Source organism: Pantoea sp. X-Soil-TKNS-1280 (assembly GCF_059730475.1).
The window spans coordinates 2,004,827-2,021,461 of record NZ_AP035962.1; the positions used below are offsets into that span (position 1 = coordinate 2,004,827).

At 57.1% G+C, this 16,635-nt stretch carries 16 protein-coding genes; 6 read left to right on the top strand and 10 right to left on the bottom strand.

Translation table 11 applies throughout. From position 1 onward, the window contains the following. Positions 1-352: 352 nt before the first annotated feature. From AC6I8X_RS09410 to AC6I8X_RS09440, 7 genes are read right to left on the bottom strand one after another with little or no spacing between them, the layout of a single operon-like run. Positions 353-1,618 (bottom strand): amidase family protein, encoded by a 1,266-nt coding sequence (locus AC6I8X_RS09410; protein ID WP_497840954.1) that lies wholly within the window; start codon positions 1,616-1,618, stop codon positions 353-355. Between the two features lie 3 nt (positions 1,619-1,621). Then, on the bottom strand, positions 1,622-2,476 hold the full coding sequence (locus AC6I8X_RS09415) for a TauD/TfdA dioxygenase family protein (RefSeq protein ID WP_313683420.1): 855 nt from the start codon (positions 2,474-2,476) through the stop codon (positions 1,622-1,624). An 18-nt stretch (positions 2,477-2,494) separates the two neighbouring features. Continuing rightward, complete coding sequence (locus AC6I8X_RS09420) at positions 2,495-3,232, bottom strand: class II aldolase/adducin family protein (protein ID WP_299452792.1); 738 nt, start codon at positions 3,230-3,232, stop codon at positions 2,495-2,497. A 2-nt stretch (positions 3,233-3,234) separates the two neighbouring features. Beyond that, the gene (locus AC6I8X_RS09425) at positions 3,235-3,972 is read right to left on the bottom strand and encodes an ABC transporter permease (protein WP_299452794.1); all 738 of its coding nucleotides are present in this window, start codon (positions 3,970-3,972) and stop codon (positions 3,235-3,237) included. A gap of 2 nt (positions 3,973-3,974) precedes the next feature. After that, the gene (locus tag AC6I8X_RS09430) at positions 3,975-4,721 is read right to left on the bottom strand and encodes an ABC transporter permease (RefSeq protein ID WP_313683419.1); all 747 of its coding nucleotides are present in this window, start codon (positions 4,719-4,721) and stop codon (positions 3,975-3,977) included. After that, positions 4,718-5,548 (bottom strand): ABC transporter ATP-binding protein, encoded by an 831-nt coding sequence (locus tag AC6I8X_RS09435; RefSeq protein WP_313683418.1) that lies wholly within the window; start codon positions 5,546-5,548, stop codon positions 4,718-4,720. Before AC6I8X_RS09435 ends, AC6I8X_RS09430 begins: the two co-directional genes overlap by 4 nt. Positions 5,549-5,568: 20 nt before the next feature. Next, positions 5,569-6,579, bottom strand: a complete 1,011-nt coding sequence (locus tag AC6I8X_RS09440) for an ABC transporter substrate-binding protein (protein ID WP_299452800.1) — start codon at positions 6,577-6,579, stop codon at positions 5,569-5,571. Positions 6,580-6,842: 263 nt separating this feature from the next. Between AC6I8X_RS09440 and AC6I8X_RS09445 the strand changes: the two genes are divergently transcribed. From AC6I8X_RS09445 to AC6I8X_RS09470, 6 genes are all read left to right on the top strand, one after another. Continuing rightward, complete coding sequence (locus AC6I8X_RS09445; protein ID WP_299452802.1) at positions 6,843-7,520, top strand: GntR family transcriptional regulator; 678 nt, start codon at positions 6,843-6,845, stop codon at positions 7,518-7,520. A 63-nt stretch (positions 7,521-7,583) separates the two neighbouring features. Further along, positions 7,584-8,366 carry an SDR family oxidoreductase gene (locus AC6I8X_RS09450; RefSeq protein ID WP_021183342.1) on the top strand — a complete coding sequence of 261 codons (783 nt, stop codon included), beginning with the start codon at positions 7,584-7,586 and terminating at the stop codon, positions 8,364-8,366. Between the two features lie 13 nt (positions 8,367-8,379). Next, the gene (locus AC6I8X_RS09455) at positions 8,380-9,513 is read left to right on the top strand and encodes a pyridoxal phosphate-dependent aminotransferase (protein ID WP_497840955.1); all 1,134 of its coding nucleotides are present in this window, start codon (positions 8,380-8,382) and stop codon (positions 9,511-9,513) included. 10 nt (positions 9,514-9,523) lie between these two features. After that, positions 9,524-10,402 carry an alpha/beta fold hydrolase gene (locus tag AC6I8X_RS09460; RefSeq protein WP_497840956.1) on the top strand — a complete coding sequence of 293 codons (879 nt, stop codon included), beginning with the start codon at positions 9,524-9,526 and terminating at the stop codon, positions 10,400-10,402. A gap of 18 nt (positions 10,403-10,420) precedes the next feature. Continuing rightward, entirely contained in the window at positions 10,421-11,647 is a 1,227-nt protein-coding gene (locus AC6I8X_RS09465; RefSeq protein WP_497840957.1) for a M20 family metallo-hydrolase, read from the top strand. Between the two features lie 135 nt (positions 11,648-11,782). Continuing rightward, the gene (locus AC6I8X_RS09470) at positions 11,783-13,189 is read left to right on the top strand and encodes an MFS transporter (protein WP_313683413.1); all 1,407 of its coding nucleotides are present in this window, start codon (positions 11,783-11,785) and stop codon (positions 13,187-13,189) included. 62 nt (positions 13,190-13,251) lie between these two features. Here AC6I8X_RS09470 and idnD read toward each other — a convergent pair whose 3' ends face one another. From idnD to AC6I8X_RS09485, 3 genes are read right to left on the bottom strand one after another with little or no spacing between them, the layout of a single operon-like run. Beyond that, positions 13,252-14,292: an L-idonate 5-dehydrogenase gene (idnD, locus tag AC6I8X_RS09475; protein ID WP_497841031.1), complete on the bottom strand. Its 1,041-nt coding sequence runs from the start codon at positions 14,290-14,292 to the stop codon at positions 13,252-13,254. Beyond that, positions 14,292-15,662, bottom strand: coding sequence for an MFS transporter (locus AC6I8X_RS09480; protein ID WP_313683410.1), 1,371 nt, complete (start codon positions 15,660-15,662; stop codon positions 14,292-14,294). The genes idnD and AC6I8X_RS09480 overlap by 1 nt, the downstream gene beginning before the upstream one ends. Before the next feature lie 48 nt (positions 15,663-15,710). Beyond that, the gene (locus tag AC6I8X_RS09485; protein ID WP_497840958.1) at positions 15,711-16,478 is read right to left on the bottom strand and encodes an SDR family oxidoreductase; all 768 of its coding nucleotides are present in this window, start codon (positions 16,476-16,478) and stop codon (positions 15,711-15,713) included. Positions 16,479-16,635: the final 157 nt, after the last annotated feature.

Genomic DNA, 16,635 nt, shown 5'->3' on the forward strand with positions numbered 1-16,635 from the left:
TACAGGTGTTGAGTGCCGGGCGTCGCTTCATTGTTTTCTGATGACTCCCAGGGGCGCGGATTGTCAAATCCCGGCAGGTACCAGGTGGTGCTGTCCTGTGGCTTTCACAATGAGCGCCGCTCAGCACTCCTCACAGATGTGCTCAGGCGTTCGGCGGGTGGAGTCAAAGTCCCGGATGCCGGAAGGCGCGCTCCTGCAGAGGAGAAGGAAAGTGATGGAACTGATTAGATTGCTGCTGGATTTAGTCCGCGTCATCTTGCAGATCATCGTTGCCCTTTTGCAACTGACCGGTCAGGCACACTGATCGGAACTTGAATCAAGGCGGAGCTAACCACTCCGCCTTTTTTCGTGGCTACGCCAGCAGGGCGGCGGCGGCCAGCAACCGGCGATCGTCGCCTGCGGCAAATTGCAATTCGATCCCGACCGGAATGCCATCCGGTGTCTGCGCCAGCGGCAGACTAATACCTGGCAGGCCCACCACAGTTGCCGGTTCGCAATTTGCAATCAATTGGCGAAACAGCGCGTTGGCCTGTGCAATCCGCGGTGGCAACAGTGGCACGCTGGGGAAGATCAGTCCATCAAGCTGATGCTGATGAAAAACCGCCTGATAGCGTGCGGTGAGCAAGGGTTTCCAGTGGCTTAAGGCTTCCTGATATTGTTCAGTGCTGACGGTGGCGGCATCCGCCAGCAACGCCTGAACATCCGGGCTTTTTACCGCCTGCTTAAGTTGCTCAAAAGTAAACTTACTGCCGCGCTGTTGCAGATAATGTGGCAGATCGCGCAGCATTTCATAGGAGGCCATTGGATAGCCAGCTTTCACCGCCAGTTCCGCCACCTCGGCGATTTCCACCTCAATCAGCGTGACGCCGCGTTCACGCAGGCGCTGCAATACCGGCTCCGCTGCCTGCACCACCGCAGGTTCACAACCGGACCAGAAATGCGCGCGCGGTACCCCCAACCGCAAACCATCAAACGTTACGGCAGGGAGTTCAGATTCACCGCTAATGGCGGCATCAAGTGCGATCACCTCGTCGATGCGTTGCGCCAGAATTCCAGCGGTATCGCGGCTGACCGAGATGGGCGCGATGCCCTGTTGCGGATAGCGCAACAGTGAAGGGCGAAAACCGATCAAACCGCAAAATGAAGCGGGCAGCCGGACAGAGGCCCCGGTATCGGTGCCGATGCTGGCAGAGACGATCCCTGCCGCCACGGCAGCCGCGCTGCCACTGGAGGAGCCACCCACCACGCGCCCGGAGAGAAAAGGGTGCAGCACATCCCCCTGAGCAGCGTTCAGCCCGCTGGTGCCGGAAGCCAGCTCATGCATACTGGCTTTACCGATAATAATGGCCCCTGCCTGTTGCAGGCGGGTGATGATCTCTGCGTTGCGGCTGACGTTTTCCTCCGCCAGCAATGCGGTGCCAATACTGGTCGGCATCCCCGCCACATCAATATTGTCTTTGACCACCAGAGGCAAACCGGCGAGCGGCGCTGTGCTGGTGCTTAACGTGGCAGCCGCTGCCAAAGCAGGCTCCGTCGCCAGCCAGCTCAGGCTATTAAGATGGCGTTGTTTATAAGCCTGCAACAACGCCCGATGCAGTCGTTCACCGGATTGCGCCATGATTTACCCCATCGCCTGCGGGCGTTCGCTGCCTTTTACCGTGGCGCGATGCATCACGCGGCGGTAAGCAACATCATCATAAGGGGTGGCCTGATGCATGGTGCAGCGGTTATCCCAGATCAGCAGATCGTGAGCCTGCCATTTATGGCGGTAGGTAAAGGTTTCACTGATGGCGTGGGCGTTAAGGCGCGCCAGCAGCGCCTCGCTTTCTTCCGGCTCCAGGCCGACGATCTCTTTCACGATGTCCTGCCCGACAAACAGCGATGGACGCCCCGTTTCCTGATGGCGGCGCACCAGCGGGTGGACGACATCCGGGGTCGCCGCTTTTTGCTCGGCGCTGAGGGGTTCACGGTCGGCAAAGGCTTTGGCGTAGTAGGTTGAATACGAATGCACGGCGCTCAACGGCTGAATCAGGCGTTTGGTGTCGTCATCCAGCGCGTCATAAGCGGCAAACATCGAGGAAAATAGCGTATCAGCCCCCACCGGTGGCACTTCCACCGCGTGCAGCACCGAGCCAAAACAGGGCACTTCGTAATAGGACCAGTCAGAGTGCCAGTTCCAGCCCTCTTTATGGTTGCCAATGGGTTTGCCGTCCTGTTTCACGTTCGATAACACATACAACTCAGGGTATGGCGTGGTCAGAAACTGGCTCAGCACATGCACCTGAAGCTCACCGAATTCACGCGCAAACGCGACATGCTGTGCTTCAGTCACTGGCTGGTTACGCAACAGCAGCACAGAGTGGGTATTGAGTGCGGTGCGAAGTGCAGCAAATGTCGCTGGATCAATGGGTTGTGTCGCATCGATGTTCAGCACTTCCATGCCGATATGATCTGTTAACGGGCGTAACTCTAACATCGGTAACCTCCTGAATGTTTACTGACGATAGCTGGGATCGAGTTTGTCCAGCAGACGGATAAAAGCGGGCCACTCGCGCTCACCACGCAGGCGGATATCCCCTTCACATTGATTAAACTGACGGGCGGCTTTCTCGGAGACCGCTTCCGGTGGCAGCAGCAATTTGCTGCCGCTGCCCTGTGCCATCAACTGAATGCGCGAAGCGCGTTCAAAGTAGTAAGCGAGCATAAAGGCTTCCGGAATGGTGCGACCGGCCGCAAGGATGCCGTGGTTGCGCAGCACCATCACCTGATGCGGACCCAGGTCACGCACCAGCCGGGCGCGTTCGTCGGTGTCCAGCGCCACGCCTTCATAGGCGTGATAGCCGAGGCGATTCCAGAAATGCATCGCGAACTGGCTCACCGGTTGTAAGCCTTCTTCCAGCGCGGAAACTGCCGTGGCAGCGTCAGAGTGGGTATGCAATACGCAGATGGCGTCTTCACGGGCCGCGTGGATAGCGCTGTGGATGACAAACCCGGCGCGGTTGACCTCATAGTCACTTGGTTCCAGCGCATTGCCTTCCAGATCGATTTTGATCAGGCTGGAAGCGGTGATCTCCGGGAAAAACAGGCCATACGGGTTGATCAGAAAGTGGTGTTCCGGCCCCGGCAGGCGCACAGAAATGTGGTTGTAAATCAGGTCATCCATGCCGAAATGCGCCACCAGCCGATAACAGGCGGCAAGCTGAATACGAAGTTGCTGCTCGGTTTGCGTCATGATTATTTCCACCAGATAAAGGTTGTGTCGATCCAGGCCAGCAGGCCATACAGCGCGATGCTAACCAGTGAAGAAACCACCACGGCTGCCCACACGGTCAGCAGATCCACCTGCTGGGTGGACTGGAAGATGGTCCAGCCGATGCCCTGATACGCCCCCAACATCTCAGCAACGATGGCCACGATGATGCTGCGCACCAGGCCAACACGCAGCCCGCTGACAATGTTGGGTAAGGCGGCAGGCAGTTGCAGCTTGCGCATGATGGTGACGCGGCTGGCACCGAAGCTGCGCATCAGGTTGATCATCTGCGGGTCAGCCTGTTTCAGCCCATGCAGGCTGTTGACCAGAATCACAAAGCTGACGGCCAGCACCACCAGCACGATTTTTGACATGGCCCCCATGCCAAACCAGATCAGCGCCAGCGGGATCCAGGCCACGGTAGGCACTGAGTTAATCGCCACCGCCAGCGGCATCAGAATGGCTTCCAGTGGGCGGAAAACCGTCATCAGCATCGCCAGCAGCAATCCGGCCAGCAGGCCCAGCGCGAAGCCGCTGAGTGCTTCCAGCAGGGTCCAGCCCATCGATAACCACAGGCTGCTGCCGCTGCTGATGATGGCCAGCACGATGCTGTGCAGCGAAGGCAAAACAAACGGCTGAATATCAAACAGCCAGATACTGCCTTCCCACAGCAGGATCAGGCTCAGCACGCCGCATATTGGCGGCAGAAGTTGGCGTATCACGGCTATTTTCCCCACCATGCTAATTTTCTCTCGCAGCGCTCCACCACGGCATACAGCAGCGCCCCTGTCAGCCCGCAAATGACGATTAACGTCCACATGCGCACCACATCTTCGTTGTACATTGACTGGATCAGCAGTACGCCCAGTCCAACGGTGTCGCCAAACCACTCGCCGACAATCGCGCCGACCAGGCTCAGGGAAATGCCCAGCTTGAGGGCGACGAAAATTGAGGGGGCAGCAGCGGGGAAGTGCAGAACCAGGAAACGTTTCATCCCACTGGCCCCAAAGCTGCGCAACAGGCTGATATGCAGCGGGTCCACCATTTGCAGCCCGCGTTTGGTATTGAGCGTGACCGGCAGAAAGGTCAGATAAAAGGCAATCATCACCTTGGCAAACAGCGTATTGCCGAACCAGATCACCACCAGCGCGCCGAAGGCGATCACCGGTACGGTTTGCGAAACGACAAACAGCGGAAACCAGGCGCGATCGATCCAGCTGACGTAGAAAAACAGGATGCCGCAAGCCACGCCAAATGCGGTGCCGAGCGCAAAGCCCAGTAGCGTCTCCAGCGCGGTGCGTCCGGTGCTGGCCAGCAACTGCGCTGCATTCGCCTGGATATCCTGCGCCACCATCTGAATGGACGGCAGGTAGCGCGGGCTGATGGAGAACAGCGTGACGCTGCCCTGCCAAAACAGCAGCACCAGTAGCACCGTGACCAGCAGCGGATGAGTCAGCAGGCGCTTCGTCATGATTGCCCCTCAAGTTGGGTAAAGCGGAACGACTTCATGCTTTCTTCTTCGATCGCATCGAGCAGGCGCTTTTTGATGGCGATAAATTCAGCAGAAGTCACGATATCCGCGGTACGTGGGCGAGGCAGGTCGATCGGTTCGATACATTTGATGGTGCCAGGGCGCGCGCTCATCACCACCACTTTGCTGCCAAGAAAGATCGCTTCGTCAATATCGTGGGTGATAAACAGAATGGTGCGGCGATGCTGTTCCCACAGCTGGAGCAGCCAGCGCTGCATCAGCGTGCGCGTCAGCGCATCCAGCGCGCCAAATGGCTCATCCAGCAGCATCAGATCGCGCTGAAACAGGAAGGTACGCATCAGGGCGACACGTTGACGCATGCCGCCGGATAATTGATGGGGGTAGCTCTGTTCAAAACCGCTCAGACCGAAGCTGGGAAACAGCGCCTCGGCCCGTTTGCGCGCGTCCTTGCGCGCAATGCCTTCACATTCCAGTGCCAGAATGGCGTTATCCATAATGGTGCGCCACGGCAGCAGCAGATCGCGTTGTGGCATAAACGACACTTTGCCCAGCAACTCGCCATCCTGCTGTGACTGGCCTTTAAACAGGATGGCACCGTCGTTGTCCGGATTGATCAGGCCAGCGATCATGTTAAACAGCGTCGATTTGCCGCAACCGGAAGGACCCACCAGCGTGACAAACTCCCCTTCGTTCACCGTCAGGTTGACGCCAGAGACGGCGACCACCGGCTTCTGTGCATCGCCAAAGCGTTTCCATAAATTATCCAGCTGCAACAGGGGCAGTGAGTTTTTGGGTGCAACGGTCATCAGGCTTCTCCGCGCGGGCTTTAGTTGAGGGTTTTGTCTGCTGCCGGGACTTTCTGCCAGAAACTCAGATCAAAGGTTTGATTCACGTCCACCGGCTGCTTCAGCGCGCCGTATTGCACCAGCAGCTTCATCATCTTCTCTGCCTTCGGCATATCGACGTAGCCCAGTCCCGGTGAGCCCTGCGGGTACATCAGCGTGGCGATGGTATCGAGCATCGCTACCTGGTGTTTACGGTCGAGACTCGGGTTGGTTTTCATCAGGATATCGATGGTTTCAGCGCGGTGGGTGAGTGCGTATTTCCAGCCTTCCAGCGTGGCATCCACAAACGCCTGAACTTTTGCCGGATCTTTTTCCACCATGGCTTTTGAGGTGATCAGCGCATCCTGCTGAGTGGTGACGCCGACATCGTCCGGCGAGATCAGCTTCAGATTGGTCACGCCTTTCTCTTTCAGCGTGTTGTATTCGTTGTACAGGGTGACGGTGGCGACATCGACCTGCTTATCAATAAACGGGTTAAGCGACACTGATTGCGGCAGCAGGGTGATATCGTCTTTCTTCAGGCCAGCGGCACCCAGCGAGGCCAGCAGGGGATACTGCACCCCGGTAAACCACACTGACACCTTCTTACCTTTGAAATCTTTGAAACTGTTGATACCGGAATCCGCATAGGTGACAAAGGCAAACGGGGTGCGCTGCTGCGACATCGCCAGCGCGACAATAGGCAGGCCTTTTTCCCGTGCCGCCAGTACGCTCTCCATGCCGCCCGCCAGGCCGAAGGTATCGGCACCGGAAGCGACTAACGTCTCAACGTTGATGTTCGGGCCACCGGGATTGATGGTGACATCCAGCCCCTGTTGTTGATAAAAGCCTTTTTCTTTTGCGACATAAAAACCGGCGAACTGCGCCTGAGCCAGCCATTTCAGGCGGACTGAAACTTTCTCCGTGGCAGCCTGCGCGGCGCTGGCGAGCAACGCGGTGCAGAGTAATCCGGTCAGACAACGGCGGGCGAACGGTGAGGTGAATCCTGGCATTGGTTTATCCTCTGGTCTCGGGTGTCAAATAGCCTGGTCATGTCTTAGGTACTTAATCTATGTATACATCTCATCGCTTATAAAATTACGGTGATGCATTACCGGACTTGCAGGATGTGTGCCAGCTTCGATAAAGGGCATTGACCCGTGCCAGAAATCAGCGACAATATGCATTATCTAGTGACGGAATGGATGTATACCTAAAGTAATTTAAGGTATGCAAAAAGGATCATATCAGTGCAACCTGACGAGCAAAAAGCACCATGAGTGAGCAAAAAAGTCTCTCCCGCCTGGCGGGAACATCGCTGGCGGATGGCCTGAAGCAGAGCCTGGAAAAAGAGATCGCCAGCGGAGTGCTGGAACCCGGTAAGCGTCTGGACGAAAAGGAAATTGCCGCACGCTTTGATGTCTCACGCACCCCGGTACGTGAGGCTTTTCGCCTGCTGGCAGCGGATGGGCTGGTGGATCTGAATGGCCGCCAGGGCGTGATGGTCCGGGCGCTCGGCATGAATACGCTGCTGGAGATGTTTCAGGTGATGGCAGAGCTGGAGGGACTCTGCGCCCGACTGGCAGCGCGGCGGATCGCGCCGGATCAGTTGCACCAGCTACGCCAGATCCATCAACAGATGGCAGATCAGGGCACCTCGATCTCACCTGCCGCGTTCTATGAAATGAACCTCAGTTTTCATGAGGCAATCTATGCCTTTGCCCGTAATGAGTTTTTAGCGGAGGAGACGCGTGCGCTGCGTAATCGTGTGGGCGTGTATCGCCGCCGGGTCACCTTTCATCCGGGCCGGGTGAATAAGACACTGGAGGAACACGGTGCGATTGTCGAAGCCATTGCCCGCAACGATGCTGATGCCGCACACGATGCGATGCGTAAGCATCTGACTTTACTGGGTGACGATTTGGTGGATTTTATCGCGGGTTTCGCCGGATAAATAAATTTGCTTTCCTGGTATGCAAATTGCTTTGCCTTGTATACCTAACACGGAGAGCACAACATGAAACTGAATCTGAATGGCAAAAGCGCGCTGATCACTGGCGCATCAAAAGGGATTGGTGAAGCGACAGCACGGGTGCTGGCTGCGGAAGGTTGCACCTTACATCTGGCGGCGCGCAATGGCGCGGCGATGCGCGATTTGCAGCAGGCGTTAATAGCGGAATATGGCGTCAGCGTCTCGGTTTATGAAAAAGATCTCAGCTCCACAGCGGCGATGGAGTCGCTGGCGGCAGAAGTCGGGGCCATCGATATTCTGGTTAACAACGCCGGTGATATTCCCGCCGGATCGCTGGATATCGTTGATGATCAGGCCTGGCGCGCCGGTTTTGATCTCAAGGTCTTCGGCTATATCTCGCTGTGCCGTCTTTATTATCCGCAAATGAAAGCCGCCAAAAGTGGCGTGATCATCAATGTGATTGGCAACTCCGGCGAGAACTGGGACGCCAGCTACATTGCTGGCAGCACCGGCAATGCAGCGCTGATGTCGTTTACCAAAGCGCTGGGTGGTCGCAGTCTCGATGACGGTATCCGGGTTATCGGCATCAACCCAGGTCCGGTAGCGACCGATCGCATGCTGAAAATCATGAAGCGTAAAGCGATTGATATGCTGGGTGACGAAGCGCGCTGGGAGGAGCTGTTCGCGCTCTATCCGGGCAAGCGTCCGGCGACTTCAGAAGAAGTGGCGGACCTGGTGGCGTTTATGTCTTCCGATCGTGCCGGTTATATCAGCGGCACCAATATCACTATCGACGGCGGCATTGCTGCGCGTGGGTCGGTCATCTAACCGGGAGCGCAGCATGTCAGATATCTATACCCGTAACGCCTGGTTTGATCAGTTATTTGCCACCGAAGGGCTGATCTGGATGGGGCAAAATACCAACCATTTACCTGCACATCCGACGGTGCTGGCGGCGCTGCAAGCGTCGGTGGCGGCCGCCGAGTTTAACGCCTATGCGCCGCCGCTCGGTTTTGAATCGCTGCGCCGCGCCATTGTCAATGACATTGGCGTCGCCGGGGTTGAAGCGATGGTAACCGATGGCGGCGTGAATGCGTTGGCGACGCTGTGCCGTGCGCGCTGCCGTCCCGCCACCACCTTCGTCACCACCGATCCCAGCTGGAAATGGCCATGCCAGTTTGCGCAGCAGATGGGATCGCAGGTGATTCAAATCCCTATCTGGAATGCAGCTTGTCATTATCGCCTGACCCCGGAAGCACTGGCGGCGGCGGTGGATGACAATACCGCCCTGATCTACCTCGTCGATCCGAATAACCCGCTGGGTATTCACTACAGCCGTGAAGAGTTGCAGGCGTTTATCGCCATTGCGCGTCGGCATAATGCGCTGCTGATTCATGACTGCACCTATCGCGATTTCGCCCCGGACCATGTTGCTGCGCTGGGACTGGATAGCGAGCAAGTGGTGATGTCGGTGAGCTTCTCGAAATGGCTGGGACTGGCAGGGTTGCGCGTCGGCGCGTTGATCGCCGCACCGCAATTGCTGGCAGAGCTGGCTCCATACAACGGCGGGGTGCTGGGGGCCAGCGTACCGGCACAACGTGCGGCCGAAGCCGGGCTTCAGGTGAAAGAGGAATGGATGGCCCGCTTACTGGCGGCCGATCACCACAATAAGGCATTGATTGCTGAAGCGGTCAGGGCCGTACCCGGTTTGTCGCTGCCGGTGTATCCCTCCGGTGGCAACTTCCTGGTGATCGATGTCACCGGCGCAGACATTCGCCCGGAAGCGCTGGTGGAGTGCTATCTGCAACAGGGCATTCAGATCCGTCACGGCGGTTATCACACTGCAACCTTTGGCGATCGCTTTATCAAAGTCAGCACCACGGTTCCTGCTGCCTGGGCAGAGAAGTTTGCTGCACTGCTACCGGAAATGGTGGCGCAGGCTGCGCAACAGCAGGAATTCCGTCAACCCTTCTGAGGATCGAACCATGTTTATCACTACCAATGATGACGTTCAGCTGTGGGTCGAAAGTACCGGTACTGGACTGCCGATTCTTTTTATCCACGAATTTGGCGGCAACTACGATAGCTGGCAGCCGCAAATCCATGCCTTCAGTCGTCGTTATCAGTGCATCACTTATGCGGCACGCGGCTATCCGCCTTCTTCGGTGCCGATGCAGTTAGAGGCCTACTCACAACAACGTGCGGTGGAAGACGCGCTGGCGGTGCTCGATGGTCTGGGTATTGAGCAGGCACACATTGTCGGTTTATCGATGGGCGGGTTTGCGGCGCTGCATTTTGGTCTGAATGCGCCTGAGCGTGCGCTGTCGCTGACCGTAGCCGGGGCGGGTTACGGTTGTGAGCCGGAAACCGAAGCCTATTTTCGTCAGGTCTCGCTCCAGGTTGGGGAAAACTTTGCCAGCCAGGGCGCTAAAAAGTTTGCGCCGACCTATGCGCTGGGTGCCAGCCGTGTGCAGTTCCAGAATAAAGATCCGCTGGGCTGGCAGCGTTTTGCCGATCGGCTGGCAGAGCATGACTCGCTCGGGGCATCGCTTACCATGCGCGGGGTGCAGGCGCGTCGTCCGGCCTTTTATCAGCTGGAGCCACAGATTCAGGCGTTGCAGTTGCCCGTCCTGATTATGGTGGGGGACGAGGACGACCACTGCCTGCAACCCGGCCTGTACCTGAAAAAGCATCTGCCCGCTGCCGGGCTGGCGATCCTGCCGAAAACCGGCCACACCCTCAACCTGGAAGAACCGCAGCTGTTTAATCAACTGCTGGCGGAGTTTTTTGCCCAGGTGGAGAGCGGCAACTGGGGTGAGCGCGATCCGCGCGCCAATCCGGCGCAGATTATGCGTACCGACTGATACCGGCTGGCAGGAGAGATGATGAAAATTGCGGGTGAACGCCTGTGGCAGCGGTTGATGCAAATGGCACAAATCGGGGCCATTCCCGGTGAGGGCGTCAATCGTCAGGCACTGAGCAGGGAAGAGGAGGAGAGCTGGCAGCTGATGCAGCACTGGGCGCAGGAAAGCCAGCTGGAAACCTGCGGCGATGCGGCAGGAAATTTGTTTGTGATTTTACCGGGGGTTGACCGCCAGGCCGCGCCTTTGCTGTTGGGCAGCCATCTTGATAGTCAGCCCACGGGTGGACGCTTTGATGGCGTTTACGGCGTGCTGGCAGCGCTGGAAGTGTTGACGGTACTGCGCGAGAGCAACTGGCAACCGCGCTGTGATGTGGTAGCCGTCTCCTGGATGAATGAGGAAGGGGCGCGCTTTGCTCCCGGTATGATGGGTTCCTCCTGGTTCGCCGGGGCGCGTGATCTGGCGGCGATTCACGCCGTCGCCGACGCCAGTGGGGTGACGGTGGGTGAGGCGCTGGCGGCCATCCGGCAAAGGATGCCGTTGCCGGTCTGGCGCGGCACCTGGCCCCCGGCGGCTTACCTCGAGGCGCATATCGAGCAGGCAACCGTACTGGAAAAAAACGGAGCGACCATCGGCGTGGTGAGCGGGATTCAGGGAAAAGTCACCTGGCAAGTGACGCTACACGGCGAGCGCGGCCATGCGGGTACCGTCCCGATGAAAGAACGGCGCGATGTGCTGCGCAGTTTTACCCGCATTGCTCAGCAACTTTATCAGGTAACTGGCGACGCCGATCCTGAGGTGATGTTTACCATCGGGCGGGTCGAGATGCTGCCCAATGCGCCCTCGGTGATCCCGGATAACCTGACGTTTCGCATCGACCTGCGTCATCCACAGGAACCGATGCTGACCGCGCTGGCAGCGCAAATCGAACAGATCATGAATGCGCTGGCGGCCCCCTGCCAGGTGGTAATCTCCCGGCTGAGCGAAGCTGCGCCAAATACCTTTGATCCCCGCTTGCAGCAGATGATCGCCGGGTCTGCCCGCGAACGGGGTTATCCGGCCATGCCGTTGCTCTCAGCGGCCGGTCATGATGCGCGCTATCTGGCGGCCATTTGTCCCGCGGCGATGATCTTTATTCCCTGCCGGGCGGGGATCAGTCATGCCCCCGAGGAGTGGTCTGAACCAGAACAGGTGTGTGCCGGGGCACAGGTGTTGCTGGATGTGGCGGTGAAGTGGCTGGAGAGGTAACACAACACCGGTAGCGGCGCGATTTATCGCGCAGTTTTTTGCGGCTGCATATTGAAAAGAGCGCGATAAATCGCGCCGCTACGGCTATCCTGTGGATTCTTCACGCAATTTGTACCTGAACAGGATGCCGCAGGAATGTCTCACCCCTCGTCGCAAACCCCCTCAACAGCAGGCAGTCCGCTCTGGCTGGCGCTGCTGGTGGCGCTGACCTTTTTTATGGAAAACCTCGATGCCACGGTGATTGTCACCGCGATACCGCAAATGGCGCATGAGTTTGCCGTTGGCCCGGTGGCGCTCAACGTCGGCATCAGCGCCTATTTGTTAGCGGTGGCGATATTTATCCCGATCAGCGGCTGGCTGGCGGGACGCATCGGGGCGCGTAATCTGTTTGCTGCCGCCATTCTGTTGTTTACCCTGGCATCGGTGTTGTGCGGCGTCAGCGACAATCTGCCATTCTTCACCTTTAGCCGGGTGTTGCAGGGGATCGGTGGTGCCTTGATGGTGCCAGTTGGGCGTATGGTGGTGCTGGGTGTCACGGCGAAAAAACACATGGTGAAAACTATCGCGGTGATCACCTGGCCTGGCTTGATTGCGCCGGTGCTGGGGCCGCCGTTGGGTGGTTTTATCGTCACTTATGGTCATTGGTCGTGGATCTTCTGGCTGAATATCCCGTTAGGCATACTGGCGCTGCTGGCCACCTTCAGGCTGGTACCGAAAACCCATAACACCTCAGCGCGACCGTTTGACGGCCTTGGCTTTGTTTATACCGCTTTAGCCTGTGTTGCACTGGTCACCGGGCTGGAATTGCTGGGACACAGCGAGCTGACCAGTGGATTGTTGCTGATGGCGGTGGGTATCGTCAGTGCGGTACTGACCTACCGCCACAGCCTGCACCATCCGGCACCGTTGTTGCCTTTCGGCACGCTGTCGATTCCAACCTTCCGCAGTACGGCGATTGCCGGATCGTATTTCCGTGCCTCCATCAACGCCATTCCCTTCCTGCTGCCGCTGCTGTTTCAGTTGAGTTTTGGCTGGAGTGCGGTACAGGCAGGATCGATGGTGTTGTGGGTGTTTGCCGGTAATCTGGCGATGAAACCTGCCACCACCTGGCTGATGAATCGTTTTGGTTTCCGCCGCATCCTGCTGTGGAATGGCTTGATTAGTCTGCTGGCGATTCTCAGCTGTGTACTGCTCAGCCCCTCACTTAGCTATTTCGCCATCGCCACCATTCTGTTTATTGGTGGCCTGACGCGCTCGCTGCAGTTCAGTTGCTATAACAGCCTCGGATTCGCCGATGTACCGCAGGAAAAGATGGCGGATGCGTCGGTCATTTTCAGTATCTTCTTCCAGTTCAGCATGAGTGCCGGGATCGCAATTGCCGCGCTGCTGATGCGTATCTCAATGGGATGGCGGGAGAGTAGCGTGCCAGGACAGGCGGATGTGAACGTGGCTTTTATTGGCGTGTCATTGCTGGTGGCCTGTTCGCTGTTCAATGTCTATCGGCTGGAAAAGAATGCCGGGCAGCAACTGCTGAAACAATAAAAAAATCGCGCCCGGTTGTTGCGGCGCGATTTTTTCACCGATTAAAGTCCGCTATCGGATGATTAAAACACCAGCTGCACTTTGGCGGCCCGCTCTTTATCGGCGGCCAGATCCAGCGCGCTAACCGCTTCCGTCATTGCAATTTCGGCGGTGAGCAGTGGCAGTGGCTTTATTTTGCCTGATTCCAGCCAGCGCACGGCAGTAGTGAACTCACCGGTAAAGCGGAAAGAACCGCGCAACTGGACTTCTTTGACCAGCAGCGGGCCGACAGGGTAATTCACTTCAGGGGTGCCCATTCCGAGCTGGACAATGATGCCGCCGGGCCGGGTAAAACTGACGGCAGATGCGACGGCCGAGGCTGCGCCGGAGGCCTCAAAGCAGACATCAAAGGCACCGCCATTTTCCGTCCAGCCAGCGGTGATGTCCGTTACGCGCGGATCTGCCGTCAGCGAGGCCCCCATTTGCTGTGCCAGCTCACGACAACGTTCACTGATGTCGGTCGCCATCACCTCCGTCGCACCTGAGGCCAGAGCCGCAGCAATCACCAGACAACCGATCGGGCCCGCACCGGTGACCAGCACCCGTTTGCCGGTCAGGTCGCCCGCCTGACGCACCGCATGGATACACACCGCCAGCGGTTCCGCAAATGCGATGACCTTCGCCGCCACGCTGGCGTCGTAAGGCACACACTGCACCGGATTGACGGCAACATATTCAGCAAATCCCCCATTCACATGGGGAAAAAACTGCGCGCTGCCCATAAAACGCATCGAACGGCACAGATTCTGTTTACCCTCCAGACAAAATGCACATTGCTGGCAGGGCTGCGAGGGGTTGATCGCCACGCGCTGGCCCGGCTGTAAACCACTACCCGCAGGTGCCTGATCGATAATGCCGACAAATTCATGCCCCAGCACCATCGGTGCTTTCAACACTGACATCCCTGCGCGACCATGCTGATAATAATGAATATCTGAACCGCAAATCCCGCCACGTTCAACACGTACCAGTACCTGATCGTCATGCCACTCAATATCACGGTTTTCACAGTGCACCTGATGTGCGGCGCTGACGACAACTGCTTTAACTGTTTTCTGCTGCATCATGCTTCTCTCTGTACGTTGGATTGGGTATCAAAATGTTCTTCTGCCTTGTCCTGCGATGGTTCGGCGGGCGGCGTCAGTACCTCAATTCTTCCGACCAGCAGCAGATAAGCGAGAAAGCCGCACAGCGCAACGGCGGCGATATACCACATCGCGTATTGGAAATTCTGGGTCCGCTGCAGAATGACACCAATGATGATGGGACTCACAATGCCGGAGAGATTGCCGAAGATATTCAGGAAGCCGCCAATGGTGCCGATCAGGTGACGGGGAATGACATCGCTGCACACCACCCAGCCAAGATTAGAAAACGCGTTGGCAAAGAAGGCGATAGACAAAATGGCGATGGCGATCACCGGCTGATCCTGAAAGAAGTTCACCAGGGCGATAGAGCAGGTCAGCAGCATACCGGCCATCACCGGTAGTTTGCGCGAGAAGGTACGGGAGTGGCCGCGTTTCAGCAGCATATCGCTCAGCGTACCCCCGCACAGCACACCGGCCATTGCCATCAGATAAGGAAACATGGCACCGATACCGGCTTTATCAATCGACAGGTGCAGCCCTTTCTCCAGATAAACGATAAACCACGTCAGGAAAAAGTAGAGGGTTGAGGAGGCGGCAAACTGAGCAATAAACAGCCCCCAGGTGATGCGCTGACGCAGAATATAACGCACCGATTGCCAGTTAATGCTGGGGTTTTGACTCAGCTGACCAGAGGAACCATAGCCACCTCCCTGACGAATCACTTCCAGTTCCGCCTGGTTAACACGGGCGCTGTGCTGCGGATCGCGATAGGCAATCAGCCAGTAAATGCCAAACACGATACCGATCAGTCCCGAGATATAGAACGACATCTCCCATCCCCACTGGCTGACGATAAATGACAGCGCCGGAGTCAGCAGAGCCAGACCAATATATTGCGCGCTGGAATAGGTGGCCGTGGCGCGGGCGCGTTCATGATCCGGAAACCAGGTAGCAATGATTTTAGTATTGGAAGGAAAAGAGGGCGCTTCCGCAACACCAATCAGGGCACGGCAGACCAGTAACATCATAAATGATGCGGTGGCTGTGGTGAAAAAGTGATGAGACGCCAGCCCCATTAACAGTGTGAAGAGGCTCCATAGCACAATGGCACTGCCGTACAGCCAGCGTGAACCAATGCGGTCGAGCAGGTAGCCGACCGGGATCTGACTCATGGCATAGAACCAGGTAAACATGGAAAACAACAATCCCAGCTGAGTGGCTGACAGGAAGAATTCTCCCTGGATGTGAGAGCCGGCAACGGACAGGTTGGCACGGTCCATATAGTTAATGGCAGTGACAACAAATAGCATTGCCAGAACAGAAAGTCGGGTACGGGTCGGTTTCATATTCAGCCTTTACCGTGAATGTTTTTTATTGGTGAAGTGACGAGGGGTTTATAACGTGGCCAGCCAGCCACCATCCACGTAGATCATCTGGCCGTTAACATAATCGGAGGCGGCAGAAGCCAGATACACTGCGGTGCCCACCAGTTCTTCTGGCTTGCCCCAGCGGCCGGAAGGGTTGCTGCTGCACACCCACTTGTTGAATTCTTCGTTATCGACCAATGCCGCGTTCATATCGGTGAGGATGTAGCCCGGCCCGATACCGTTGGTCTGAATATTGAATGCCGCCCATTCGGCCGCCATGGATTTCGTCAGCAGTTTGATGCCCCCTTTGGCCGCGGTGTAAGGCGCAACCGTGGCGCGTGCCGCTTCACTGGTCAGAGAGCCGATATTGATGATTTTGCCACCGCGTTTGCGTGCCACCATACGACGGGCCGCTGCGCGAGCGACCAGGAAGGCACTGGTCAGATTGACATCCAGTACGCGCTGCCAGTCAGCCAGCGCCAGCTCCAGCATCGGTTTGCGGAACTGGATGCCAGCGTTGTTGATGACGATATCAACGGCAATCTGTTCGGCATCCAGCCGGGCGAAAACCGCTTCAATTTCTGCTTCATTGGCCACGTTAAACAGAAATCCGCGAGCCTCGTAGCCCTGTGCCTTCAGAGATTCCAGCGCATGATGCATATGTTCTTCACTGGTGCCATTGAGGATGACGCGGGCACCCGCCTGGGCGAGCCCCTGTGCGTAGGCAAATCCCAGACCGCGGGTAGAACCGGTGATCAGCGCCGTTTTGCCGCTGAGGTTAAATAAGCTTTGCATAGAAATTTATCCCCTGATGTAACATGACTAACAAGTTGTATGGTGACGTTGTACGTTAAGCGATAATCGACAGCAATTCTGATGGCGAGTAATTGCAGGATGAGTCACATTTTTGCTGAGTCATATTGAGGATGGGAAACAAGGTTTTCTATTTAAA

Excerpts from the sequence above, each read along its gene's own strand:
- AC6I8X_RS09470 (WP_313683413.1), top strand. The coding sequence starts at position 11,783 with ATGTCTCACCCCTCGTCGCAAACCCCCTCAACAGCAGGCAGTCCGCTC.
- AC6I8X_RS09480 (WP_313683410.1), bottom strand. The coding sequence starts at position 15,662 with ATGAAACCGACCCGTACCCGACTTTCTGTTCTGGCAATGCTATTTGTT.
- AC6I8X_RS09420 (WP_299452792.1), bottom strand. The coding sequence starts at position 3,232 with ATGACGCAAACCGAGCAGCAACTTCGTATTCAGCTTGCCGCCTGTTAT.
- AC6I8X_RS09430 (WP_313683419.1), bottom strand. The coding sequence starts at position 4,721 with ATGACGAAGCGCCTGCTGACTCATCCGCTGCTGGTCACGGTGCTACTG.
- AC6I8X_RS09410 (WP_497840954.1), bottom strand. The coding sequence starts at position 1,618 with ATGGCGCAATCCGGTGAACGACTGCATCGGGCGTTGTTGCAGGCTTAT.
- idnD (WP_497841031.1), bottom strand. The coding sequence starts at position 14,292 with ATGCAGCAGAAAACAGTTAAAGCAGTTGTCGTCAGCGCCGCACATCAG.
- AC6I8X_RS09415 (WP_313683420.1), bottom strand. The coding sequence starts at position 2,476 with ATGTTAGAGTTACGCCCGTTAACAGATCATATCGGCATGGAAGTGCTG.
- AC6I8X_RS09450 (WP_021183342.1), top strand. The coding sequence starts at position 7,584 with ATGAAACTGAATCTGAATGGCAAAAGCGCGCTGATCACTGGCGCATCA.
- AC6I8X_RS09445 (WP_299452802.1), top strand. The coding sequence starts at position 6,843 with ATGAGTGAGCAAAAAAGTCTCTCCCGCCTGGCGGGAACATCGCTGGCG.
- AC6I8X_RS09460 (WP_497840956.1), top strand. The coding sequence starts at position 9,524 with ATGTTTATCACTACCAATGATGACGTTCAGCTGTGGGTCGAAAGTACC.
- AC6I8X_RS09440 (WP_299452800.1), bottom strand. The coding sequence starts at position 6,579 with ATGCCAGGATTCACCTCACCGTTCGCCCGCCGTTGTCTGACCGGATTA.
- AC6I8X_RS09465 (WP_497840957.1), top strand. The coding sequence starts at position 10,421 with ATGATGAAAATTGCGGGTGAACGCCTGTGGCAGCGGTTGATGCAAATG.
- AC6I8X_RS09435 (WP_313683418.1), bottom strand. The coding sequence starts at position 5,548 with ATGACCGTTGCACCCAAAAACTCACTGCCCCTGTTGCAGCTGGATAAT.
- AC6I8X_RS09485 (WP_497840958.1), bottom strand. The coding sequence starts at position 16,478 with ATGCAAAGCTTATTTAACCTCAGCGGCAAAACGGCGCTGATCACCGGT.
- AC6I8X_RS09455 (WP_497840955.1), top strand. The coding sequence starts at position 8,380 with ATGTCAGATATCTATACCCGTAACGCCTGGTTTGATCAGTTATTTGCC.